Origin of the sequence: Bacillus testis (assembly GCF_001243895.1) — a bacterium.
GTDB lineage: Bacteria > Bacillota > Bacilli > Bacillales > DSM-1321 > Bacillus_AD > Bacillus_AD testis.
This window is the reverse complement of record NZ_LN851186.1, coordinates 1,424,164-1,447,870: the sequence shown is the minus strand read 5'-3', so window position 1 is coordinate 1,447,870 and position 23,707 is coordinate 1,424,164. Positions and strand designations below refer to the sequence as shown.

Sequence of the window (23,707 nt, the reverse complement as noted above, 5' to 3'; positions counted from 1 at the left end):
CAAACTGTGAATTGGGATCAATTTAAAGTAGAAATGAGTCCGTTGATCTATGGTGCATATGTCAGCATTATCGTTGCTACACTTGCCATCTTAGTGGGCTTAACATATTTCAAGAAGTGGCGCTACTTAAAAGATGAGTGGTTGACTACTGTTGACCACAAACGGATCGGTGTCATGTACATCATCTGTGCGCTACTTATGCTTTTCCGCGGCGGCGTAGATGCGTTGCTGATGAGAACACAGCTTGCAGCGCCAGATATGAAATTATTGAACGCGCAACATTATAATGAAATCTTTACAACACATGGTGTCATCATGATTCTTTTCATGGCAATGCCATTTATTTTAGGACTTATGAACGTTGTCGTTCCACTTCAAATTGGAGCGCGCGATGTGGCTTTCCCTTACTTGAATGCCATTAGTTTCTGGCTATTCTTTGCAGGAGCAATGCTATTCAATATTTCATTTGTTATCGGAGGTTCACCAGACGCAGGCTGGTCTGCTTACTTCCCATTGGCAAGTAATGAATTCAGCCCGACAGTAGGTAATAACTATTACAGTCTGGCCATCCAAATATCGGGTATTGGTACACTGATGACAGGTATTAACTTCATTGTTACCATCCTTAAAATGAGAGCACCAGGCATGAAATTGATGAAAATGCCGATGTTCACTTGGTCTGCATTGATCACTTGCGGCATCATCGCATTTGCATTCCCTGTCCTGACTGTTGCACTAGCTCTTATGATGTTCGACCGTCTATTCGGTACACAGTTCTTCTCAATGACCAACGGCGGTAACGATATGTTATGGGCCAACTTGTTCTGGGTATGGGGCCACCCTGAGGTATATATTGTTGTTCTACCGGCATTCGGTATTTTCAGTGAGATTATCTCAACATTTTCACGAAAGAATCTGTACGGCTACAAATCGATGGTTGTGTCTATGCTTGCCATCTCCTTGCTATCTTTCGTTGTATGGGTTCACCACTTCTATACAATGGGACAAGGCGCAATGGTCAACGGCTTCTTCTCAATCACTACTATGATGATTGCCGTTCCGACTGGCGTTAAAATATTCAACTGGCTATTCACGATGCACAAAGGGAAAATTGTCTTCCCGACTCCGATGCTTTGGGCATTAGGGTTCATTCCGATCTTTACTTTCGGTGGGATTACCGGTGTTATGCTTGCCATGGCAAGTGCCGATTACCAATACCACAATACGATGTTCCTAGTGGCGCATTTCCACTATGTATTGATTCCTGGTACTGTATTCGGGGTAATTGCCGGCATGTATTTCTGGTTCCCTAAAATCTTCGGTTTCAGATTGAATGAAAAATGGGGTAAAATCTCTTTCTGGATCATCGCCATTTCATTCAACGTTACATTCTTGCCTCTATTCTTCTTAGGATTAGATGGTATGGCTCGACGCCAATATACGTATTCTGAGGCATCCGGCTTTGGCCCATTAAACTTGACGGCTTCAATCGGTGCACTCGGCCTAATGATCGGTTTCGCATTGTTAGTCTATAACATTTACTACAGTATCCGTTATGAACCAAGAGACGTTACTGGCGATCCATGGGATGGAAGAACATTGGAATGGTCTACTCCAAGTCCAATCCCTGCATACAACTTTGCGGTTACTCCTGTTCTTCCTGAAGAAGTGGACCACGCAGATGCATATTGGGATCATAAAAAGGGTTATGTAAATATCTTCCCGAATGGCTACCAGGAAATTCATATGCCTAACGGCAGCTTTAAGCCATTCATATTGTTTATTGCTTTCTTTGCTCTTGGATTCTTCATGGTATTCAGCATGTGGATTCCTGCAATCATCTCCGGCCTAGCAATAGCAGCCTTACTGATTGCACGTTCGTTCCAAATCGACCCTGGCTTCCATATTTCTGCTAAGGAATTGGAAGAAACAGAAAGAAAATTGAGAGGTGAGACAGTATGAAGCTAAATACCTCCTTACCACTTGAATATAGTACAGAACAAAACCGATTGCGTATCACTGGTTTCTGGGTCTTCTTGGCGGCAGAAGTTGTATTGTTCGCCACCTTGTTTACCGTTTATGCAATCTTGCATACAGGGACTGGTTCAGGTCCTACCGGAAAAGACATCTTTGAAATTTCAGGTGTCATTTGGGAAACGTTCATCCTATTAACAAGTAGTTTTACCATTGGATTAGCAGTCAATGCCATGCGCATTGGCAATAAGAAAGCAATGCTTGCTTTCCTTGCCATTACGCTGGTCCTTGGATTAGGATTCTTAGGAATTGAAATCACTGAGTTCTTCAATTACGTGGATGAAGGCGCCAAAATTTCTACCAGTGCCTTCCTATCAAGCTTATACGTAACACTTGGCACGCACGGTGCCCACGTAACATTTGGTTTCTTCTGGGGATTGATGATTTTCATCCAAATCGCTAAACGCGGTTTCAACCCGGATACTGCCAATAAAGCGTTTATCTTCTCTTTATATTGGCACTTCTTGGACGTTGTCTGGATCTTCATCTTAAGCTTTATTTACTTGAAAGGACTGATGTAACATGTCAAAGCTATTCCCTGTAGCACATATTATGGGCTTCTTAGCATCGATTGTGCTTACATTAGTTGCCATGTGCGTTTATTGGTTTGATCTTTCATTCGGTGCAAGTATGTCCATCTTATTCACGACAGCTATACTTCAAGCCGGTGTCCAAGTATTCCTATTTATGCACATTGGTGAATCCGAAGATAAGTCTTCCATCTTTCTCAACCTGGCATTCGGTATTTTCGTAGCAGTTGCAACGATTGCTGGATCATTGTTCACTCTGGTTTGGGGCTGGTAATCACCTTATCCTTCCAGAAGAGAAAGAATTATATAACACAAAAAGCCTGCAGCATTTCGCTGCAGGCTTTTTGTTATTCCTTTAAAACATCTCATTAAATTAGGCAGACATTAATTTACCTGCCACATTTCCTTATCCAATAATAACCCTTTCTTCAGGATAGCGGTAGCCCAATCTCTTCTCCTTACCGCCCATCGTAAAGAGAAAGCTAATAATACCGATTCTCCCGATAAACATCAAGAGAATCAAGATAACTTTTCCGAATATAGACAGATGTGCGGTGATTCCCATGCTCATTCCTGTCGTTCCGAAAGCCGAACATACCTCGAAAATAATTTCAGTGAGGTTAAATGGTTCAGTGATCGTCAATAGTATGATTGAAGTGGAGCACATCATAAAGGCCATTAACGTAACGACCATCGACTTTCGGACATCCACAGGAGATATCTCGCGCTTGAATGCCGTTATTTGACGATTCCCCTTAGCGAAATTGTAAAGAAACAACATATTAATCGCAAAGGTAGTCGTCCGGATTCCGCCGCCTACGGAACTCGGAGAAGCCCCTATAAACATCAGCCCGCTCAGAATCAAAAGCGTAGGCTCCTGAAGCTGTGCCACATCCATCGTCTGCAGCCCGCCGCTCCGGGTAGAAACCGACTGGAACAATGCATAAAAAAAGCTTTCATGCCAACTCTTTCCGTGTAAGAAATTTTGGGACTCTAACAGTAGGAGAATGATTGTCCCAAAGACAATTAAGATTAAAAACGTTATGGATGTTAATTTAGTAAATAATGAGAACCTGAATTTTCGATCTGCCGATTTCCTGGATAAGAAATTTTTGACTTCAATCAAGACAGGAAAGCCGATCGCGCCCAAAATAATAAGCACGATATTGATAAATTGAACAAAATAGTCTTGGGCATATGGAACCAATGAGTTTCCTGTAATATTAAAGCCTCCGTTAGTGGTTGCACTTACAGACATGAAAAGCCCGTGCAGAAAGGCTTCCGGGATATTGTCGTAATATTTTAGGAAGTAAACGCCGAGGATAAGCGCTCCGGCCGCTTCTATCGTCATAATGATGAAAAGCACCTGCCGCAGGAGAGCCACCAGTCCAGATAGCGAATATTGGTTCTGATCCATCATAATTAATCTACGCTCTTTAAAGCCAATCTTTTTTCGGAATAGCAGCCACATGAACGTTCCTAAAGTCATGATGCCAATCCCTCCGAACTGCAGGACGAACATCAGGATAAAAATCCCCGGAATACTGAAAGTCGAAGGAATATCAACCGGTGTCAAACCCGTGACGCTTACTGCGCTTGCAGCAACAAACAGGGCATCGATAAAAGGCAAATCCACATCCGGTTTCTTCGCAATCGGAAGCATCAGTAATAATGTGGATACCGTTACAGCAATCAGATAAAAGATGACAATAAGCTGTGCTGGCGTTAACTGATTTGTGTATTTTTTTTCAGTAATTTTCATATGTATACCCTCTATCTTACCAATGACTTAACAAACTTCTTCTATTGTAGATGGAATAGCGAGGGTTTGTCCATTTTTCAACCGATATTCTTCTATTTACCACCTCGTCTTCGGTGGTAGCCTTAGTACAAGTTAGAACGGGGCAATAGGAAAAGAGGCATACAAACCTCTCCCTTTCTTTGCTGCCCAACCTTTTACATAATCCTTTCAAGCATCGGACGTTCCTTTAAATAGATATACGAATTATCGTTCTTTCCTTTAAGAATCAGATCTCTGATAATCTGTGAGAGGATCACGCTATATACTGTGCCATTCCCTCCATATCCGCGCAAAAAGTAGCTGTTAGGATAGTCTTCATACGTGCCGATTGTCGGCAATCCGTCATGTGTTTCTCCGAAAAAAGCTCCCCAATAATACTCTGCCATCGTTTTCCCTTTTAATTCAGGGAACATATCGTAAATCGTCTGCATGAGTAAATCCCGTTTATGGATCAGCTTTGTATCTCTCTTATCCACTTTGGTTGTAGCTTCATCGAGACCGCCGAATACAATACGGCCATCCGCTGTTCTTCTCGCGTATATATAAGGCCTTGCCGTCTCCCAAAGCATCATATCATCGTACCAGCCATCTATATTTCCCACCGGATTAGTTGCTAAAGCATACGAACTAATGATTGAACCATTCGGATCGCGCACTTCTTCCTGCGCTTCATAACCTGTCGCATAGATGATATATTTTGCTTTTATAGAATGCCCTTTATCGGTGTAAAGAATGTCACCTTCCTTGGTATGCTTCCGGCCGTTTATTTTTGTATGCTCATAAATCTTAACTCCCTTTTGCTCCGCATAGTGGATTAACAAATGGGCATGCTTATAAGGATTAACTTCAGCATCATTTCCTGTTACAATAGCCCCTTCCTTACTGAATGAAAAATATTTTTCAATCTGCGACTTTGTGAAATAGTCAGCAGGGAAACCATATTTCTTTAGCGTTTTGAACTCTTCTTGGAGTGAAGCGACATCCTCTTTAGAACTAGCGAAATAAAGGCTTTTCCTGATTTTAAAATCAGAATTCTCGGCAAGGGATGGAACTACTTCCTCATTTAACGTCTGGATTGCTTCCAATCCCAATTGATAATGCCTTACCGCCGCCTTTTCCCCAAAACTTCGGATCATTGCGCTCAGCATTTTGTCATTGCTGTATTGCAGCAACCCCGTGTTGGCAACTGTACTTCCAGACGCAATTGTCCGTTTATCGACCAGGGTGACCGATACGCCTTGATCGGCAAGGAAATAGGCACAGTGAGCCCCCGAAGATCCGCTGCCTACAATTAATACGTCGCATTCCACATCGTTCTCCAATACTGGATAGGTAAATCCTTTGTATGTATGATCCCAATACGTTTTTCCACTAGATAAGTCCATCAATCATTCTCCTCTTCCTGATCTATATTTCTCTATTTCCGTTTTTACGTAAATGACAAACCTTTTTTAAGCTGCAATATTTTTTCCACCGCTTTCATTTAAAGGGACTTTTCCCACTAAACTGCCTTCATATAAACCCATTGGACATCCATACTAGAAATACAGAGGAAACTCTGTAAAACCTACAAAGGAGGACAAACAGCATGTCATCGAGAAATCAACTTTTAGTGCCAGGCGTTGAACAGATGCTTAACCAATATAAATACGAAATCGCCCAGGAGTTCGGCGTTTCTTTGGGTTCCGATACTACTTCACGGGCGAACGGCTCTGTTGGCGGGGAAATAACCAAACGGCTAGTGCAACAAGCCCAATCCCAGCTTTCTAATAAATCCTAATTTCATACACTGGCTAAAAAAAGGCACCACACTGGGTGCCTTTTTTATGCTCATCTTCACTCCCCTCAATTAGACCAATCGGATTCTTCTAGCGCGTAATCTCCCTCTTATACTTTCCTCGCTTTTGCTCCTGATTAAGAAGGTCTTAGCACCAGTCGGAACGGGATAAAAAGAGAAGGATATCTTGTGTCTTTGGCGAAATATAGGTATAAACAATACAATGGGGGAATCAGCTGTGAATCCAGTGTTAACCAACACACGCATCCGCTCAATACAAGAAGTGGAAATACAGGCAACTATCGATAAAATGGAAAGTATCCAACGACGCCCTAAAAACCCCATGGGTATCAGCATCCAGTCTTTTAGAAAAGCGACCGGATTGGCCGCCAAGAACATGCCGGGGCCTGCATTCAATACGGTAAAAGGATTTACCGATGATGATTTGCCTTTCCTCTCAGAAATAATCGCCTACTATAAAAGCTTGACCATCCCCCTGCGTTTTGAATTATGCCCTGGTAATGTGTCATTCGAAACCTTCGACGAGCTCACACGTTTAGGCCTGAAGCAAACAAACATCCACACAACCATGTATCTGCCTGGCCTATCCCTGCAAAATGGCAGGTCCGACGATGAAGCGGTCACGGCAAAGAAAATAAGCAACGAAGAAATGGATGTATTCACCTCATTGTATACAGAGTGCTTTCACATGCCATCCTTTCTCGCTCCTGGACTTGCCGATAACAATCGCAGCCTGGACAGTACCCGGTGGGCTTTCTACATTGCCAGCTATCAAGGGGCTCCGGCCGGCGTTGCCATTCTCTATATGCAGGGCAACCAAGCTTATTTGTCTGCAGCCGGCGTATTGCCCGCCTATCGCCAAAAAGGCATACATAGCTTTCTGCTGCGCGAAAGACTATCAATGGCCCTTCATATAGGCTGTACAACCATTACCTCCCAAGCCGCCTATGGCAGCTCCTCAATGCGCAATATGCAAAGAGCCGGTATGCAAATCGCCTATAATCAATTGATTTGGGAAAAGTAAAGTGAAACTAGGAAATATGGGGTCTTCATTCCTTCCACGCCCGCCGAACAGTAGATAAAACAATTAGATGCTTACTGCAGGATTTCCCACACCTCTTTGTTTTCTCATATCCGATAATTTACACACAAAAAAACGGGTACCCTCTGGGAACCCGTTTCTTATGCTTAAACTTATACTTCTTCTTGAACCTTATTTTTATCTTTCGAGAACAGGAAACCAGCTGCCACGATGCCGAGCAGTACCCCCCAGAAAATCAGCTTCCATAACGTCGATTCAGGGAATTCATGAGGAATAACCCCAATGGATGGATGTGCTAACGTGAAGACAGCGAGCTTCACACCTACCCAACCGACAATAAAGAATGCTGCGGTTTCCAGACTTGGGCGCTTTTGCAATAAATCAACGAACATATGCGCAGCAAACCGCATAATGACTACACCAATAAATCCTCCCAGGAACATGACAATGAATTGGGCTCCATCGATGTCTCCTACCGAAAACCAGCCAGTGGTAGGCAATGTCTTTGCCAGCACAACGGCAGCCAGCATGGAATCCACCGCAAAAGCGATATCTGCAACCTCCACCTTAACAACAGTCATCCAAAAGCCGGAGCCTTTGGCAGCCGGCATATGGGCTTCAGGCAACTGATCTTTGCTTGTATATTTTTTATAAAGATGGTGCATGGCGATAAAGATCAAGTAAACGGCGCCAATCGCCTGTACTTGCCAAACATTGACCAAATAAGAAATGAGGAACAAACTTCCAATCCGAAAGATAAAGGCACCCAACAATCCATAAAAAAGGGCTTTTTTCCTGTCCTCAACCGGTAAATGCTTTACCATGACGGCCAGCACAACTGCATTATCGGCCGCAAGGATTCCTTCAAGACCGATCAACACCAGCAATACCCAGCCATATTCCAGTAACACTGTTGCTTCCATTTATTCAACCTCCATTACTAGTGTTCTACTTTCACACCAATTGTAATGAGTTAAATTATGGATTAGAGGCAATAGAAAAAGACCCCTGCCATTACTCACTACAATGGCAAAGGTCTCGCTGAGCAAATATAGATTGCTTAACAAAGCCGGTGAATATGTATACACCCACGAACTGACGACTTTGTTTTAGGGCCAACACCCTAATGCTACTCCCCTTTGAAAAGGAACACCGTATTAATTTATGAGTTTATTATATGGTGTATTGATTAGATTGGCAACCCCTTTATTTACTTTTCTTCAATAAGGTCAAGTAATGCCTTAAGAAAGAGCCCCATTTCTTCCGGTCGCCAAAATAGGATTGCAGCAATCCAACGAAATTCGTATATTTGCCTCCATAAGGGTACCATTGAATCTCGCTGTCTTTCTTGCCGCGATCGGACATCACCGATTTTTCATGGCAGAACATGCGCCAGCCATTTTCACCATGATAGCGGCCGACTCCACTGTTTTTAACGCCTCCGAAGGGAAGGTGATGGTTTGCCACGGAAATAATTACATCATTGATTATGACTGCTCCTGATACAAGCTGCGAAGCCAAGGCTTCTGCACGTGTTATGTCCGCCGACCACACACTGGCATTCAGGCCATACATACTGTCATTGGCCATCGCTACAGCATCTGTTTCATCGTTGAACGGGATAATCGGCAAAACGGGACCGAACGTTTCTTCATTCATGATTTTCATGCTGGCGTTTACGGAAGTCAACACCATCGGTTCAAGGAACATACTGTTTTCCTCCCACTCGTCAGGATGCTTGCCCGTTTGCAGGATTGCCCCTTTCGAGAGCGCGTCAAGGACATGTTCCCTGACGATTTCGATTTGATGGGGATAAGTCATCGACCCGATGTCATCTTCCTTCGTGGCCCCCTGTGTAATAGCATTCACTTCCCTGCAGACCGCCTCCACGAATGATGTATGGACTTTCTGATCCACATACAGTCTCTCCACACTCATGCATACTTGTCCGCTGTTGGTGAAAGCGCCCCAGACCGCCCCCTTGGCGGCCCTGGCTAAATTGGCATCATGGCAGACAATCATCGGATCCTTCCCGCCAAGTTCCAAGGTAACAGGAATCAAGTCGCCGGCAGCCTGAGCAGCAATTTTCCTCCCAGCTGCCACCGAACCAGTAAAAAATATGTAATCAGGCTTAGAGGAAACCAAGCTTTGGCCAAGCTCTTTTCCCCCATGTGCAAATTGGACAACTCCTTCAGGAAAACCGGCCTTGCTGAAGAGCTCTTCCATATATTTGCCAACATAAGGAGTCACTTCAGACGGCTTGGCAATAACGCTGTTTCCTGCAATCAACGCGCTTAAAATGGGCACCATGCTCAATTGGAACGGATAATTCCAGGGTGAAATGACAAGGACCACACCTCTTGGCATATACTCGATGTAGGATTTTTTCCCTAGAAATAGTATAGGTGTTTTCACCTTTTGTCTGGCCAGATTTTTTACGGCATCTTTCTCGATTGTTCTAATAAAATCGAGGACTGGCATAATATCGGCCACAAGAGCATCCAATGGCACTTTTCCGGCATCTCCGGAAATGACATCAACGGTTTGGCCCATCTCCTTAAGCAGAATATTCCGTAATGAAGAGAAATACGGCAGACGTTCTTCCACTGTGAAGGAACTCCACCTTGTAAATGCCGATCTAGCAACCTGTACCATCTCTTCCACTTGACTGTTATCCGTGCCATGCATCGCATATATCTGTTCCCCCGTGGCAGGAGAATATACTTTCCAAGGTTCCTTGAGTGATTTCACGTAAATCCCTCCCCTAAATTCGTCAGCCCAATCCGATGATTAAGCTTTTTAAACATACCTAAAACAGCTTTTGAAAAGCTGCTTCTACCTTCTTCCTGTAAACCGTCCATAACTATTGTATTCCATAATTACACTATACTCGACGCCATACCCGTTTACAATTCAAGACTACCAAAATCGGAAGAAAGAAGCCTGGCGAAACATAGACACCTCGCTCTCATGGACAAACATATAAAAAATGCGTTCCACCATCAGGAACGCATTCTGTTTAGTTTTTTTCCGTTTTGGCAAGCCCGATCTTTGTGATAGCTGAGAAGAACGTCAGAACCGGCCCCATCAAACAAAAGAAAGCGAAAGGCAAGTAGTCAAGAGTTGAAACGCCAAGGACACCGGAAACAAATACACCAGAGACTCCCCATGGAATCAAGGGATTGATCACTGTCCCCGTATCTTCCAAAACACGTGCCAGCGTCTTGCGGGCATAGCCCAGCTTATCGTACTGGCCCTCATATGTTTTTCCCGTCAACAAGATGGATAAGTATTGCTCCCCAATGAAGAAATTGATGCCAATCGCTGTCAATGCTGTTGCTGTAATTAAGGAAAAGACATTCTTCAAAGAAGCTTCAATAGCATTCAGCAATGAGGGAATGATACCCAACCGGAATAGCAATCCGCCCATTCCCAAAGCCAACAAGACAAGGGAAACAGAAAACATCATGCTCTCTATGCCTCCACGGGAAAGAACATCATTCAGCTGGGGCAGGTCGCTCTCCATGACAAACCCGGAAAACAAGATATCTGCCATCTGTTGGACAGTGACTGCTGAATCCTGCAAGAAAGCGATGATAATCGCCGACAGAATACCGAAGCTTAGCGTGGGGATAGCAGAGACTCTTAAAATTGCCATTAAGGCCACCACAACAAAAGGCAGCAATGCTAGAGGGGAAATAAAACTATTCTCTTGTAATGCATGCAGGAACGCTGCAATATCGCCTGTTTTCTCTCCAGCTGCCGGCGATAAAACGAAAAAGATTGCCGCCGAAATAACGAAACCTGGCACAGTCGTCCATAGCATATTCTTGATATGCTCAAACAAGGGCACGCCTACTGTTTCGGATGCAAGGTTCGTCGTATCGGATAAAGGGGACATTTTATCTCCTAGAAAAGCCCCCGATACGATTGCGCCGGCAGTGACAGCCAATGATGCATCAACCGCAGATGCCATGCCGAGGAAAGCCACCCCGATTGTCGCTGAGGTTGTAAACGCACTTCCGATGCAGATGCCTACAATCGATGTAACAATAAAAGCAGAAAAATATAGCGGCATCTCTGAAAACAATTGAAAACCATAATACATCAGTGTCGGAATCGTGCCGCTAATCATCCAGCTGCTGATCAGCATTCCGATGAAGAAAAAGATGTAAATGGCTCCAAGGCCTGACGAAGCTCCTTCTAAAAGACCTCGTTCCATTTCCTTGATCGGCACTTTCTTGATAAATCCAAATGCCAACAGCAACATGATGCTGAAAATCATCGGCAGATGGGGTGAGACGGAAAAATAGATGATTCCTGTACTCAATAAAGCAATGATCAAAAATAAAATAAGGGCTGCTTCCCACACAGGGAGCTTTAATTTTGATGAATGTAGCATTTTTCCTCCTCCTTGGCGTTCACACTCAGCAAGACTTAAGAAAACATTTTATGAAAACACAAAAAGCCTTTCTTCTTATAGGGACGAAATCACTTCGCGGTACCACCCTATTTGACAAGAAAAGCTTGCCCACTTCATTGTCATTTGCTGTTCTTACATGCAGGTGTAATTCATGTTTCTTCCCGCCAGGATTTTCAGCTCCCATCCTGTCTCTGTCTGCTGCCTGAAAGAACACTACTAAAACTGCCCAACAAATTTCCTTTTTTACTTAAACGCTTTTAAGTGCTAAAGCTAATGTATACTCTAATGCTTCGCACCAAAGAAGTCAATAACTAATATTTATATCATAAAATTCAGTTTTTGCGAAAAATGAAAAACAGCATACCTTCACATGAAAGATATGCTGTTCTTTACATACTTAATTTGATAAGCAAAGTCCATTTCATTTCCGGATGCTCGTTTTTCCTCTGTACTAAACAGGAATCCTTGCATCTTCCGTTCAAACCGGACTAAAGCTTAAAGAGCCTTATTCTTTGCCGTCCATTGGATTATATAGCACCAAATCCGGATGCTTATCTTGGAACCATCGCAATGCAAATTCGTTTTCGAATAAGAAAGCATACTTCTCATAACGGTCTTTAACCAAGATGCTTCTGCCGCTTGATAAATGTTCATCGACAACGTCGCTATCTACCCAACGCGCAATTTTATGGCCCATGAATTCCATAATAACGTCGGTATTATATTCATTTTTCATCCGGTGTTCAAATACCTCGAATTGCAATTGCCCGACAGCGCCGAGTACATATTCTTCCATGGTAGCCGTCTTGAACAATTGGATTGCCCCTTCCTGGACAAGCTGATTAATCCCTTTATGGAAGTGTTTCTGCTTCAAGACATTCTTAGCGGATACCTTCATGAACAATTCAGGCGTAAATTGAGGCAATCTCTCAAATTGGTACATTTCCCGGCTCGTTGTCAGTGTATCGCCGATCTGGTAATTCCCTGTATCATACAAACCGATGATATCTCCGCTGACTGCTTCGTTTACCGTATTGCGGTCATCTGCCATAAATTGCGTAGAGGATGACAAATTGATGGACTTGCCTGTTCTGCTCAAGTTCACGTTCATCCCTCTTTCGAATTTGCCGGAGCAAATACGCAGGAATGCTATACGGTCTCGGTGTTTCGGATTCATGTTTGCTTGGATTTTAAAGATAAACCCTGAAAATTCATCGCTTAATGGGTCGATGCTGCCAGCGCTTGACATTCTTGGCTGAGGAGAAGGTGCAAACTGAAGGAATGCATCCAAGAAGGTTTGCACACCAAATGTTGTCAACGCAGAGCCAAAGAAAACAGGGGTAAGCTGCCCTTGGGCAATCTTTTCCAAACTGTATTCATTGCCTGCCTCATTCAGAAGCATGATTTCTTCTAATGTCTGTTCATAAAGAGGAGATGACTTCAACGGATGGTCGATCTCCAATTCACCCTCTTCATTCAATGGAAGAAAACGTTCATTTTCCTCGCTTTTGAACTGCTCAATCCGATTGTTGAAACGATCATAAATCCCTTCAAAATCTTTGCCCATTCCGATCGGCCAGTTCATTGGGTAGGATTCAATCCCTAATACCTCTTCAAGCTCTGCCAATAATTCAAGAGGTTCCTTCCCTTGACGGTCCATCTTGTTGATGAACGTAAAAATAGGAATGCCCCGCATACGGCAGACCTTGAACAACTTGATTGTTTGATCCTCGATCCCTTTTGCGCTGTCCACGATCATCACAGCACTGTCAACGGCTGTCAGTGTACGGTATGTGTCTTCACTGAAGTCTTGGTGCCCCGGTGTATCCAAAATATTAATTTTACAGCCGCTGTACTCGAATTGCATGACGGAAGAAGTAACAGAAATCCCTCTCTGTTTCTCTATTTCCATCCAGTCGGACGTGGCGTACTTTCCGGTTTTACGCGCTTTGACTGTCCCTGCGTCGCGAATGGCGCCTCCAAATAACAACAGCTTTTCAGTCATGGTTGTTTTACCAGCATCCGGGTGGGAAATGATGGCAAATGTCTTTCTTGATTGTACTTCCTTTTGAAGTGATGTGTTCATTGTTCTACATCCTTATCTATAAAAATCTAGCCGTTCATAGCCTTAACTTAACGAATATATCATAATCACCAGGGGGTTGGCTATCTTTTTAAAATATGGATTGTTCCCGGATTTATGACCATCATTCCACTTTTCAACTCAGCGTTTCGCCATTTTTTTATCATGCATTTTATTGCTGATATACTCTTTAGCTCCCTTTAGAATAATTGGCAAAAGGGCTACTGCTACACGTTTTATTATTTTTTTCATCATTTTTACCTCCAATATATTCTTTATTGTTCCTTTACCCCAACTTTTATCATAAAAACGTTTCTCAGGAATAATATCCCGCTTCATAAATCACACTAGGAAAGACAGTCTATTACATGAACGGGCGTCTTCTATCTCTAGCGCCCTTTTTAACAGAGGTGAATTGTATTGAACTATTTATGGGGATTGATTGGCATTGCGACGGTTCTTGGCATTGCGCTCCTGCTATCAAATAACCGGCGGAAAATCAATTTGCGCACTGTGGGAGTCGGATTGGCCATCCAAGTAGGCTTTGCTTTTATCGTCCTTAAATGGCCGCTCGGACGGTCCGCCTTGCAAAAACTAACCGATGCAGTGAATGCCATTATCACATTTGCGAATGAAGGCATCTCTTTCCTGTTTGGCGGGATTTATACGCCTGAATCAGGCATTTCTTATGTATTTGCATTTAATGTTCTCTGCATCATCATTTTCTTCTCTTCCCTTATATCTGTGCTTTATTACTTGGGCGTCATGCAATTCATTATTAAATATATCGGCGGGGCGTTGGCAAAATTGCTGGGCACAAGGCGTGCGGAATCCTTTTCGGCAACAGCCAATATTTTCGTGGGGTTGACTGAAGCGCCTTTGGTGATCAAACCGTATATCGCAAAATTGACGCAATCAGAATTATTCTCTGTCATGGTATGCGGATTGGCATCTGTTTCCGGCAGTGTTCTGGCTGGCTATGCACTGATTGGTGTTCCGCTTGAGTATTTGCTGGCCGCCAGCCTTATGTCTGCTCCCGCCGGGCTGCTGCTTTCAAAAATGATCTTGCCGGAAACGGAAAAAAGTATGGATGACGGACAAAGAAAAATCGAAATGGCTGAAGATGAGCATTCGGCAAATGTGATTGACGCAGCCGCCAATGGAGCTTCTACAGGGCTGCAACTGGCATTGAATGTCGGTGCCATGTTACTCGCATTCATAGCGTTGATTGCTTTAATCAACGGTCTCCTTGGATTGATTGGAGGCTGGTTTGGTTTAGGAAATCTGTCACTTGAATTGATTCTGGGCTATGTATTCTCCCCTCTCGCCTTTTTAATTGGCGTTCCTTGGGAAGAAGCGCTACAAGCAGGAAATTTCATTGGCCAGAAATTAATTATTAACGAATTTGTCGCCTATTCCGCTTTCGCGCCAGAAATCCCTTCATTGTCCGACAAGACCGTAGCAATCGTCTCTTTCTCCCTGTGTGGGTTCGCCAATCTTTCCTCGTTGGGAATTCTATTGGGAGGATTGGGTAAGCTTGCCCCGGAAAGAAGGCCCGATATCGCCAGAATGGGCATGAAAGCCATTATTGCAGGCGCGCTCGCTTCCTGTTTAAGCGCAGCGATTGCCGGTATGATCTTAGGGTGAGAAGCGACTATATTCCACCACAGATGAACGTTTTACTCTATAGGTAAACGGAAATATCCACTTGTCTTTTTGACAGACAATCGGTTACCCAAATTTGTTATTTGAGGTGTTTTTATGAATTACATATGGGGATTCATCGGCATTGCGTGCATTCTTGGAATCGCCTTTATCCTTTCAAACAATAAGAAAAAAATAAATATTCGAACCGTTGCAGTAGGCTTGGGAATCCAGCTGTTGTTTGCTTTCCTGGTCCTGAAATGGCCTTGGGGAAAATGGGCGTTGCAGAAATTGACGGATGGCGTCAATGCTATCATTACCTATGCAAATGAGGGAATCAATTTTCTATTTGGCGGAATTTATACGCCTGAGTCAGGCATCACTTATGTATTTGCCTTTAATGTTTTGGGGATTGTTATCTTTTTCTCAGCGTTGATCTCTGTCCTTTATTATCTTGGAGTCATGCAATTTATCATCAAATATATTGGTGGAGGGCTTGCGAAGCTTCTAGGCACAAGAAAAGCGGAGACATTTTCTGCGACGGCGAATATTTTTGTAAGCCAAACGGAAGCTCCATTGGTCATTCGTTACTACATCCCTAAAATGTCCAAATCCGAGTTATTCGCTGTAATGGTCTGTGGGCTTGCATCAGTAGCAGGCAGTGTATTAGTAGGTTACTCCCTCCTTGGCGTGCCGCTGGAATACCTGTTGGCAGCAAGCTTTATGTCGGCTCCAGCAGGATTAGTTATGGCCAAAATCATCTTTCCGGAAACTGAGCCTGAATCGGTTGAGGAAGACTACACCCAACTTGAAAGTGACGGCCAGTCTACGAATATCATCGACGCAGCGGCGAATGGCGCTGCAGACGGCCTCAAGCTCGCACTCAGCATTGGAGCGATGCTCTTGGCATTCATAGCTCTGATTGCATTAATCAACGGGCTGCTCGGTCTTATTGGGGGATGGTTCGGGGCAGGAAACATTTCATTGGAACTGATTCTAGGGTATATTTTTTCCCCTCTGTCTTTTGTGATCGGCGTCCCTTGGGATGAAGCACTTATTGCCGGAAACTTCATTGGACAAAAGCTGATTTTGAATGAATTTGTCGCCTACACTGCATTTGCACCGGAAATACCGAACCTTTCTCCAAAGACAGTGGCGATCATCTCTTTTGCGCTATGTGGATTTGCCAACATCTCTTCTTTAGGGATTTTACTGGGCGGGCTTGGAAACTTGGCTCCCGCAAGACGGCCTGAAATTGCCAAAATGGGTGTAAAAGCCGTCATTGCAGGAGCGCTTGCTTCCTGTTTAAGCGCAGCGATAGCCGGAATGTTAATTGGTTGACAGGAAAAACCGTCCCTTACATGAGGAGACGGTTTTTCCTATTTCATCGGCAAATGAGCCTTGTGGAAGAAGCAAATTTTATCTACAATTAGTAAGAAATACAACTAAGTGGAGGGAACCGATTGATTACGTTTGAACCATTGACAGAACAAACACTCTTCATCGCTAAAGAAATCGTTCATTCCAATGCTGACTATAATCTGCTTGAACACGGAAAAGCTGAACGAAGCGAAGCAGAAATCGCCAAAGAATTCCTTGAAGGCAGAGATAGCCATGCATTCATTAAAGCTGATGATACGTATATAGGGCTGATCAGCTTTCTCGACATCAATCCCAAAGACAGCTGCCCTTGGATTGGCTTATTTATGATCCATAAGGACTACCAAGGTTACGGGTACGGGACACAGGCATATTTCCAGTTTGAAGAGGAATGGAGACAGCAAGGGAAGGAAAAAATCAGATTAGGCGTCCTCGTAAATAATACGGCCGGAAAAAGATTCTGGGAAGGACTTGGATACCTCCGCTACCAGACAGCCAGTGTTAATGGCAAAAGTGTCGATTGCTACGAGAAGGCACTTTAACAGACAGCGTTTACAAACCTTTATCGACAACCTATGTAAAGGTTTGTAAACTCTTTGCAAGTTTCAGATTTTTTTATCAAGCATCTTGTTATTTAAAAAATCATCATGTATAATTACAGTATAATTATTAAAAGACATTCACTTATTACCAAGGACCAAAAGTACCTTTTTGATGTTTGATAATGTGTGAATTTTATTCTTTCATCTGGGAAGTAATAAACTAGCATATTAATTTTTGTTTAACATTTAGGAGGATTTATAGTATGACAGTTACAGGTAAAGTAAAATGGTTTAATGGCGAAAAAGGTTTTGGCTTCATCGAAGTACCAGGCGGAAATGATGTATTCGTACACTTCTCAGCTATCCAAGGCGAAGGATACAAAACTCTTGACGAAGGCCAAGAAGTTGAATTCGAAATCGAAGATGGCAGCCGCGGACCACAAGCTAAAAACGTGGTAAAACTTTAATTTTTAAATTTCACTTACGTGATGGGACGTTACTACAATGTAGTAACGTCTTTTTATGTCCATCGCCGCTATAAGAACCGATCTGTCATCGCTTCTCTAAAACGTGCAGGCAGGTTTTGCATGGTGTCATTCAGTGTATTCAATTTATTCTCAATCCGATAAAGCAAATACAGAGTGACCACAATCGGAAAACCCACATCACTGATTAAAGAAATCCATTCATCCATTGGTTCTTCTCCTCTCTAACAAGATCCTTCCTTTTTAAGAAGCAGCCATACCGGAAAAGTGTTTACTTATCCGGCATGGCTGCTGTTTGTTTTTACAGGCTGTAATCGTTTACGGTTCTTTCAATCAAGCGTACATCCTTCTTGGCAACTAACTTCCCGCTTTTTGATGTCAACGCTCCCTGTTGAATAATGGTATCCATGGCTGCTTTCACTCGTTCGACATCAATAGGTTCCTTTGGCTGCTCTATGCTGATCGTCGCTGTTTTATTCAGCTCTGTCACAAAGGATAACTCCAATGTTTTGACTTTACTGCCCATCTACGTTCACCTCTCCCTTTCATTTTTTATCAGTTTTCCAAGTTCTGAATTTCTTGCTGTTCGATGGACAACAACGGCAATGTCTGCAGTTCCGCAATCGCTTGAGCTGTGGCAACAAGTTGGGCAACCGTGGCATTTCCTTCGATATTCGAGAAAGATTTTCTTTTCACCACCGGATTGCCTTGGGTATCAATCCCCGACTGTAGGCATAAACGCAATTGCTTAGATAATAGTGTTTCAGTAGCCATTTCTTTCACCTCCCTTTCACACTTCTTATACAAAAAGAAGCATAAAAAGTAGCGCTTGTGGTAAAGTTTTTTAGAAAGGGGGCTAAAATATGCCACAATTATTGCTTGGAATCGGAGTTATATGCGTGCTTGGCATCTATGCCCTGTATCACCGCAGACTAAAAACAATAGAATTTGCTTCCAACAAAGAAAAACCGTTGATTATCGCCCACCGCGGTTCTTCAGGTGTATACCCTGAAAATACGAAAGCAGCCTTTGATGCTGCAGTGAATGCTGGCGCAGACTATTTGGAACTTGATATACAGTTATCAAAAGATAATTGTTTTATGGTCATACATGATGCCACAATCGACAGAACTTCCAATGATTCAGGAGAAGTAAACGGCTTTTCTGAACAGGAATTGAAACAACTGGACATGGGCACCTGGAAAAATGCCGCCTACAAAGGGGAAGTCATGATGACGCTGCCTGAAGTGCTCAGCGCCTATCTGCCTAAAATATCATTGCTTATCGAAGTGAAACATATCAAGGACATAAAAAAAACAGCTGCCTTATTGGCTGAAGAATTGCATAAGCATTCCCTACCAGACGGCGATCGCATCATTATCCAAAGCTTTGACCGTTCTTTTATAGAATATTTCCATACACTTATGCCTGATATTGCAGTGGGGGTTCTTGTCCGGAAGGTTAATTCCAGTCTGGTAAACTCACTGCGGCCATTCGCTGCCTATATCAACCCCAAAATCACAGTGGCAACCCCTGCAAACATCGAATTGATTCAGAAAGCCGGCTGCAAATGTGTCGTATGGACCGTCCATACCGAACAAGACCGCGCACGGCTTGCCTATAAAAAAATGGACGGAATTGCAACCGATTATCCGGAATGGTATACGTAAAAAGCATGCTGGGATCAGCATGCTTTTTACACAGTGTTGAAAAACAATCTTTCCAATGAATAGAAAAACGGCTTCAATATCTCCTTTTGAAAAAGGTTAAAAAGAAGAGCCAAGGTGCAAGCGACGATTGATATCCGCTCCAGGATGCTCGCTTCTATCAATCAACCTTATGATCAATCACTCACCTTATTTAAAAACAACCACCTTTTAGAAAATAGACTGATGATATAGGGACCTGTTTTAATGTTCTTTATACGTTCCGTTCAATTTATTAATAAAATCGGTCATATTATGCCTTGGAGCCACTCCCTGCCGTTTCAGCTGCAAGAAGTCGTCCCCCAGTCTAACATTGCCTGTTTCCGTTGTAACAGCCATATGGATGCCTGCAGCTTTAGCAGCGCGAATGGACGTCTCATTCCGCTGGCCAAATGGATAGGCTAGGTATTTGATCCGTTCAGGATGGTTGTCGAACTGTCCGATATACATTTTTCCTTCAATCAGATCTTTTTTAATTTCTTCAAAAGACTTTACAGTCATCAGCGGATTCATAGGTTTTTTAGCCTCACGTAAATGCAATCCTAAGGTATGGTGCTGGTAATCAAAAATATCTGTCGTTTCGGCCATTTCCCGAAAACCGACATATTGGAATTGCGTTTCGTCCCACTCAGGTGCGAATCCGCGCGTTTTCCCCCCTATGATGAACTGGGTCGCTTTCTGGCCGTTCATTTTCATAATCGGGTAAGCGTACTTCAGCGAAGAAGTTAATCCATCGTCAAAGGTCAATACGGCCACTTTTCCAGTCAGGTTTTTCTTGCGAAGCATATATTGTTCAAGCTCCTCCATCGAAATGGTTCTCCATCCTTGAGTCTTTAAATACTTCATTTGTTCCTCAAAGGCAGAAACCTTAATGACCATCGAATTGCCTTTTGCCGCTTCAATATTTTCGGGATCTTCCAACATATGATGGTACATGAGGATTGGGATACCCGCATCCTCAACCGTCTTATTTGAAGCTATGTAGCCGATCCGATTCCCCACATCGACTTTATACCAATCTTTCTCCTTCGAAATAATAGGATAACGGATATTGGTGTTAACAACCGCTACTGTTTTTCCCTTAACTGTAGGCATGTCCACAATGGCGGCAGTTGACTTTGTGATCACTGCTGTATTTGTATTCTGCAAACGTGTATTCATATTTTTATAAGTTGCTTTTGGGACCTTCTTCCCCATTGACTTAGAAAAAAAGCCCATATAATTTCCAAATTTAACGAAATAATGAGTCGAATCTTCTCCCCGCAATGAATAGCTTTGACCAGCAGATAATGTGCCTATCTGCACTTGCTTGCCATCAATCATATCAAAAATGGGCGTATTTTTGGCAATGGACACAAAACTGAGTTCCGCCCCTGATGCTTTCTCTCCAATCCCTAAAAATAAACATGCTGCTAGTGCTGCTAATAGCTTACCCCTTCTTTTCATTTCCTCTGTTTACCCCTTATCTTTTTATTTATTCCGCATCCATCCGACCATCCTCGCCAGCCTTCTCATATTCCTACTTACCTATCATTCTTCCAAACGGATATATCAGCATAGGAATAAACACTTAAATAAATGTATTTTTTTCTCATAAAATCTATATTACACTATTTCGTACTCTTATTGTAGGAAAATTGTAATTCATTCCATTTTTCTTTTTTAGGCCTTGCCGGAATATTTTTTCTACATAAGATGACAATAAAGTGGAACTTTAATCGCAGGGATTTTCGTCCATTCCCCAATTATTAATTGAACCAACCTGAATTCTTACTGGCGCCGCTTCATTCTTTTGCCGGAGTGGCGGGAGTCTTATAGAGCAGGAAAAACATGAGGTGAATACAGAATGGAAAACCAAGATGTAAAAGAATTAAATGATTTATTAAGAGGCTTATACATGGGGGTTTACGCCTATGAACATTACATACATAATTGTGGCGATCCCAGCGTCAAAAAGACGCTGCAAAAAATACAGCAGGAACATAAATTCAACACCATCCGGGTAGCTGAGCGTATTCAAAATCTGGGAGGGGTCCCCATTCACGATGAAGGAATCACACGTGCAATCACAGATTTCTTCAGTAAAATGACAAGCCCTACCCTCACCGAAGACATTCTTGAAGATGCCCTTCGGTCCGAGGAAAAGTATAGGGCCCAAATGGCCGCGAATCAAAGTAACGGCCAACTTAGCGAAAAGAACATACAACTGATTGATGACATTGTGGAGCGGAATGCATGCCATGTCGCTACATTGAGAGAAACACTGGATTCATTGTGAAAGGTGATTCATGTATATGAAAAAAAGGGCAACCATGTAAAGTGGTTGCCCCGCTGTCTAATCTGCTATCATGCCAATCGCCTTTTTATATGCTTCAAGGATAGGCTTGTCGTGCGGGCTGATTCTTTTAGGCAGATTGTTCAAATGAAAAAAACGTGAATCCTTCACTTCCTCCGCTTGCCCGAGCTTGGTACCCTCATAGGTATCGCAGATATAGGCTGCAATCACATTGTATACTTCGTCTCCGTGCGGATATTTATAATAAAAATCCTTTCCGGAAAACACTGATAACAACTTTAAATGAACAGCGGACAAGCCTGTCTCTTCTTTCAACTCCCGTTTTGCCGTATGTTCCAACTCTTCCCCTGGCTCCATGGATCCGCAAGGCAAGCCCTAACATTCATTATCTGTCCGCAGCTGCAAAAGAATAAATGGCCCCCTAACCAGAATAACCGCAGCCCCAACCATGATAAGCGGCATGTTTCCCACTTTTTTACGCAGCTCCGTAATGTACCCCATCGCGTTCACTTCTTTCAGCTTTAGGTTGTATTCTCTCTTTCTTCAATCATGCCGGCCAATCTGGCTTCCGAAAAATCACAACCGCCTTTCCAATCATCCATCGAAAATATGAACGTGTCCTCCGCTTGGGCCAGGGCGGTCATAAAGCATGATGTCTCCCTGTCATAAGCAATCGTATGCAAAGTCCCGAATAGTTCAGTATATTCCTGGAAAAAGAGCGGTTTTTGTAGATCAGCAAAAAGCCGAAAACATTCTTCAGTTGACATTCCACTATTCTTGAAGGTCTCGACAAATTCTTTCCGGCATTGACTGCTGTCATTCCCGGCTTTATTTCGGTGTTTCATTTCGGCTGATTCAAACATATTGAAACAACCAAGTTCCCTGCTTTCTTGTCTAATTACTATTTGTTCCGGGCATGTTTCAGCTACAGCAGCACCCTTCTGATCGCTTAATGAAAAATTGTAGCAGGCAGCATGCGGTAGTTCCTGCAAAAGTAGGATTGCTTCTTCAACTGATTTGCAGCATTCCAAAAGAATCCGTACCGTATTCCAAGCAGAAAGTCCTTTTTTATATCCATTAAAGCTGACAAAATGAAGACCCACAGCCAATCCACACTCATTCACTCCATCCAAGCGCCCAATCCCTTGTTGATTATAACCTGCTGAAGCAAACCCTTTATTATGTTGGATGACACTGAACAGACTGTCATATAAGGCAGGTGAGAAATCATAATTTCTGACATAGCTTTTTGCCGTCATAAAAGCTGTACAGCCCATAATAGGAAGTTTCTTCAATCCGTATCCGCCGAATAATTTCAGCGACTTTTCCACTGAAAAACCCGTCCCTTCCGCCAGCCCTTCCAATTCTTCAAGAAGGTGAGGGGCAAAAGCTTTATAAACATGTTTTATTTCTTCTGCGTCCAGACTGTCTTCGAGAAGTTGACTGTATGCATCCAGGACCGCTTTTCCTTTCAACAGGCTTCCTGTTCGTATGCCGATTTCATAAAGGGAAGCCCTCATTTGCACAATATCCACTGTTAATGGTTCCATTTCCATGATCCTTTCCATAGGGATTTCTTTGTGCTGCCAACGGAGTATATCCAAAGTTGCAAAAAAGCCATTCATTAATCTACCTCCAAATAAAGAGAGCATCTTAGCACCAGTTAGTACGGAATAAACAATTATTTTAAAAAGCTTGCTTTATTCAGTTTTTCCACTTCTTCTTCAATGGCGCTTACATCAATGCGCGTAAATAATGACTCCCTTCTTTTGATTTAAACATAAAAAACCCCGCCATTATCCTATCAAGATAAAGGCGAGGTTTATTCGCGGTTCCACTTTACTTCGCTGCCAGTTCACACGGGCAGCCTCTGCAAGTACACACAATCCATGTGTATACTGTGGTTTTATAACAAGTACCAACTCTTGTCTTGCCCTTCCGGC

General features: G+C 43.0%; 25 protein-coding genes and 1 other annotated feature (1 of these 26 cut by a window edge). Of the genes, 11 read left to right on the top strand and 14 right to left on the bottom strand.

What is annotated here, in order from left to right; all coding sequences use genetic code 11:
• The first annotated feature begins 6 nt into the window (after positions 1-6).
• The 3 genes from qoxB to qoxD are packed head-to-tail and all read left to right on the top strand — an operon-like array spanning position 7 to position 2,838.
• Positions 7-1,962: a cytochrome aa3 quinol oxidase subunit I gene (gene qoxB, locus BN1765_RS07675; protein ID WP_050614563.1), complete on the top strand. Its 1,956-nt coding sequence runs from the start codon at positions 7-9 to the stop codon at positions 1,960-1,962.
• Positions 1,959-2,555 (top strand): cytochrome (ubi)quinol oxidase subunit III, encoded by a 597-nt coding sequence (locus BN1765_RS07670; protein WP_050614562.1) that lies wholly within the window; start codon positions 1,959-1,961, stop codon positions 2,553-2,555. The genes qoxB and BN1765_RS07670 overlap by 4 nt, the downstream gene beginning before the upstream one ends.
• Position 2,556: 1 nt before the next feature.
• Positions 2,557-2,838: a cytochrome aa3 quinol oxidase subunit IV gene (gene qoxD, locus BN1765_RS07665; RefSeq protein ID WP_050614561.1), complete on the top strand. Its 282-nt coding sequence runs from the start codon at positions 2,557-2,559 to the stop codon at positions 2,836-2,838.
• A gap of 132 nt (positions 2,839-2,970) precedes the next feature.
• Here qoxD and BN1765_RS07660 read toward each other — a convergent pair whose 3' ends face one another.
• Complete coding sequence (locus BN1765_RS07660) at positions 2,971-4,326, bottom strand: TrkH family potassium uptake protein (RefSeq protein WP_050614560.1); 1,356 nt, start codon at positions 4,324-4,326, stop codon at positions 2,971-2,973.
• 194 nt (positions 4,327-4,520) lie between these two features.
• Entirely contained in the window at positions 4,521-5,750 is a 1,230-nt protein-coding gene (locus BN1765_RS07655) for an NAD(P)/FAD-dependent oxidoreductase (RefSeq protein WP_050614559.1), read from the bottom strand.
• Positions 5,751-5,953: 203 nt separating this feature from the next.
• Here BN1765_RS07655 and BN1765_RS07650 point away from each other — a divergent pair, with 203 nt between their 5' ends.
• Both BN1765_RS07650 and BN1765_RS07645 read left to right on the top strand, forming a co-directional pair.
• Entirely contained in the window at positions 5,954-6,145 is a 192-nt protein-coding gene (locus BN1765_RS07650) for an alpha/beta-type small acid-soluble spore protein (protein ID WP_050614558.1), read from the top strand.
• Positions 6,146-6,380: 235 nt separating this feature from the next.
• Positions 6,381-7,187, top strand: a complete 807-nt coding sequence (locus tag BN1765_RS07645; RefSeq protein ID WP_050614557.1) for a GNAT family N-acetyltransferase — start codon at positions 6,381-6,383, stop codon at positions 7,185-7,187.
• A gap of 170 nt (positions 7,188-7,357) precedes the next feature.
• Here BN1765_RS07645 and BN1765_RS07640 read toward each other — a convergent pair whose 3' ends face one another.
• From BN1765_RS07640 to BN1765_RS07620, 5 genes are all read right to left on the bottom strand, one after another.
• Positions 7,358-8,128 carry a TerC family protein gene (locus BN1765_RS07640; protein ID WP_050614556.1) on the bottom strand — a complete coding sequence of 257 codons (771 nt, stop codon included), beginning with the start codon at positions 8,126-8,128 and terminating at the stop codon, positions 7,358-7,360.
• 283 nt (positions 8,129-8,411) lie between these two features.
• Positions 8,412-9,956 carry an aldehyde dehydrogenase family protein gene (locus BN1765_RS07635; protein WP_075050789.1) on the bottom strand — a complete coding sequence of 515 codons (1,545 nt, stop codon included), beginning with the start codon at positions 9,954-9,956 and terminating at the stop codon, positions 8,412-8,414.
• 268 nt (positions 9,957-10,224) lie between these two features.
• Complete coding sequence (gene nhaC, locus BN1765_RS07630; RefSeq protein ID WP_050614555.1) at positions 10,225-11,607, bottom strand: Na+/H+ antiporter NhaC; 1,383 nt, start codon at positions 11,605-11,607, stop codon at positions 10,225-10,227.
• Positions 11,608-12,133: 526 nt separating this feature from the next.
• Positions 12,134-13,714, bottom strand: a complete 1,581-nt coding sequence (locus BN1765_RS07625) for a peptide chain release factor 3 (RefSeq protein ID WP_050614554.1) — start codon at positions 13,712-13,714, stop codon at positions 12,134-12,136.
• 138 nt (positions 13,715-13,852) lie between these two features.
• Complete coding sequence (locus BN1765_RS07620; protein ID WP_050614553.1) at positions 13,853-14,050, bottom strand: hypothetical protein; 198 nt, start codon at positions 14,048-14,050, stop codon at positions 13,853-13,855.
• Between the two features lie 81 nt (positions 14,051-14,131).
• Here BN1765_RS07620 and BN1765_RS07615 point away from each other — a divergent pair, with 81 nt between their 5' ends.
• The 4 genes from BN1765_RS07615 to BN1765_RS07600 all read left to right on the top strand — a co-directional run bounded on the left by BN1765_RS07615 (position 14,132) and on the right by BN1765_RS07600 (position 17,744).
• A complete protein-coding gene (locus tag BN1765_RS07615) occupies positions 14,132-15,358 on the top strand; it encodes a NupC/NupG family nucleoside CNT transporter (protein WP_050614552.1) in 1,227 nt (408 codons plus the stop codon).
• 114 nt (positions 15,359-15,472) lie between these two features.
• Positions 15,473-16,696: a NupC/NupG family nucleoside CNT transporter gene (locus BN1765_RS07610; protein ID WP_050614551.1), complete on the top strand. Its 1,224-nt coding sequence runs from the start codon at positions 15,473-15,475 to the stop codon at positions 16,694-16,696.
• A 122-nt stretch (positions 16,697-16,818) separates the two neighbouring features.
• Entirely contained in the window at positions 16,819-17,277 is a 459-nt protein-coding gene (locus BN1765_RS07605) for a GNAT family N-acetyltransferase (protein ID WP_050614550.1), read from the top strand.
• A 263-nt stretch (positions 17,278-17,540) separates the two neighbouring features.
• On the top strand, positions 17,541-17,744 hold the full coding sequence (locus tag BN1765_RS07600) for a cold-shock protein (protein ID WP_042349162.1): 204 nt from the start codon (positions 17,541-17,543) through the stop codon (positions 17,742-17,744).
• Positions 17,745-17,812: 68 nt separating this feature from the next.
• Here the strand turns inward: BN1765_RS07600 and BN1765_RS19500 are convergent, their stop codons facing one another.
• The 3 genes from BN1765_RS19500 to BN1765_RS07590 all read right to left on the bottom strand — a co-directional run bounded on the left by BN1765_RS19500 (position 17,813) and on the right by BN1765_RS07590 (position 18,536).
• Positions 17,813-17,971 (bottom strand): YvrJ family protein, encoded by a 159-nt coding sequence (locus tag BN1765_RS19500; protein WP_075050788.1) that lies wholly within the window; start codon positions 17,969-17,971, stop codon positions 17,813-17,815.
• 92 nt (positions 17,972-18,063) lie between these two features.
• Complete coding sequence (locus BN1765_RS07595; protein ID WP_050614549.1) at positions 18,064-18,288, bottom strand: DUF2922 domain-containing protein; 225 nt, start codon at positions 18,286-18,288, stop codon at positions 18,064-18,066.
• A gap of 29 nt (positions 18,289-18,317) precedes the next feature.
• Positions 18,318-18,536 (bottom strand): DUF1659 domain-containing protein, encoded by a 219-nt coding sequence (locus tag BN1765_RS07590; RefSeq protein WP_050614548.1) that lies wholly within the window; start codon positions 18,534-18,536, stop codon positions 18,318-18,320.
• Positions 18,537-18,625: 89 nt separating this feature from the next.
• Here BN1765_RS07590 and BN1765_RS07585 point away from each other — a divergent pair, with 89 nt between their 5' ends.
• Positions 18,626-19,432 (top strand): glycerophosphodiester phosphodiesterase, encoded by an 807-nt coding sequence (locus tag BN1765_RS07585; protein WP_050614547.1) that lies wholly within the window; start codon positions 18,626-18,628, stop codon positions 19,430-19,432.
• Between the two features lie 240 nt (positions 19,433-19,672).
• On the opposite strand, the gene BN1765_RS07580 is transcribed toward BN1765_RS07585, so the two are convergent.
• On the bottom strand, positions 19,673-20,914 hold the full coding sequence (locus BN1765_RS07580; RefSeq protein WP_050614546.1) for a polysaccharide deacetylase family protein: 1,242 nt from the start codon (positions 20,912-20,914) through the stop codon (positions 19,673-19,675).
• Positions 20,915-21,314: 400 nt separating this feature from the next.
• Here BN1765_RS07580 and BN1765_RS07575 point away from each other — a divergent pair, with 400 nt between their 5' ends.
• A complete protein-coding gene (locus BN1765_RS07575; RefSeq protein ID WP_050614545.1) occupies positions 21,315-21,746 on the top strand; it encodes a DUF2383 domain-containing protein in 432 nt (143 codons plus the stop codon).
• A gap of 57 nt (positions 21,747-21,803) precedes the next feature.
• Here BN1765_RS07575 and BN1765_RS07570 read toward each other — a convergent pair whose 3' ends face one another.
• Genes BN1765_RS07570 through BN1765_RS07565 form a run of 3 tightly spaced genes read right to left on the bottom strand, consistent with a single transcriptional unit; the run spans position 21,804 to position 23,389 of the window.
• Positions 21,804-22,136: an NUDIX domain-containing protein gene (locus BN1765_RS07570; RefSeq protein WP_390621170.1), complete on the bottom strand. Its 333-nt coding sequence runs from the start codon at positions 22,134-22,136 to the stop codon at positions 21,804-21,806.
• Between the two features lie 3 nt (positions 22,137-22,139).
• Positions 22,140-22,265, bottom strand: coding sequence for an NUDIX hydrolase (locus BN1765_RS20735; RefSeq protein ID WP_390621169.1), 126 nt, complete (start codon positions 22,263-22,265; stop codon positions 22,140-22,142).
• Positions 22,266-22,285: 20 nt separating this feature from the next.
• On the bottom strand, positions 22,286-23,389 hold the full coding sequence (locus BN1765_RS07565) for a C45 family autoproteolytic acyltransferase/hydrolase (RefSeq protein ID WP_050614544.1): 1,104 nt from the start codon (positions 23,387-23,389) through the stop codon (positions 22,286-22,288).
• 183 nt (positions 23,390-23,572) lie between these two features.
• Positions 23,573-23,707: a binding site (T-box leader), on the bottom strand (it continues 114 nt past the right edge of the window).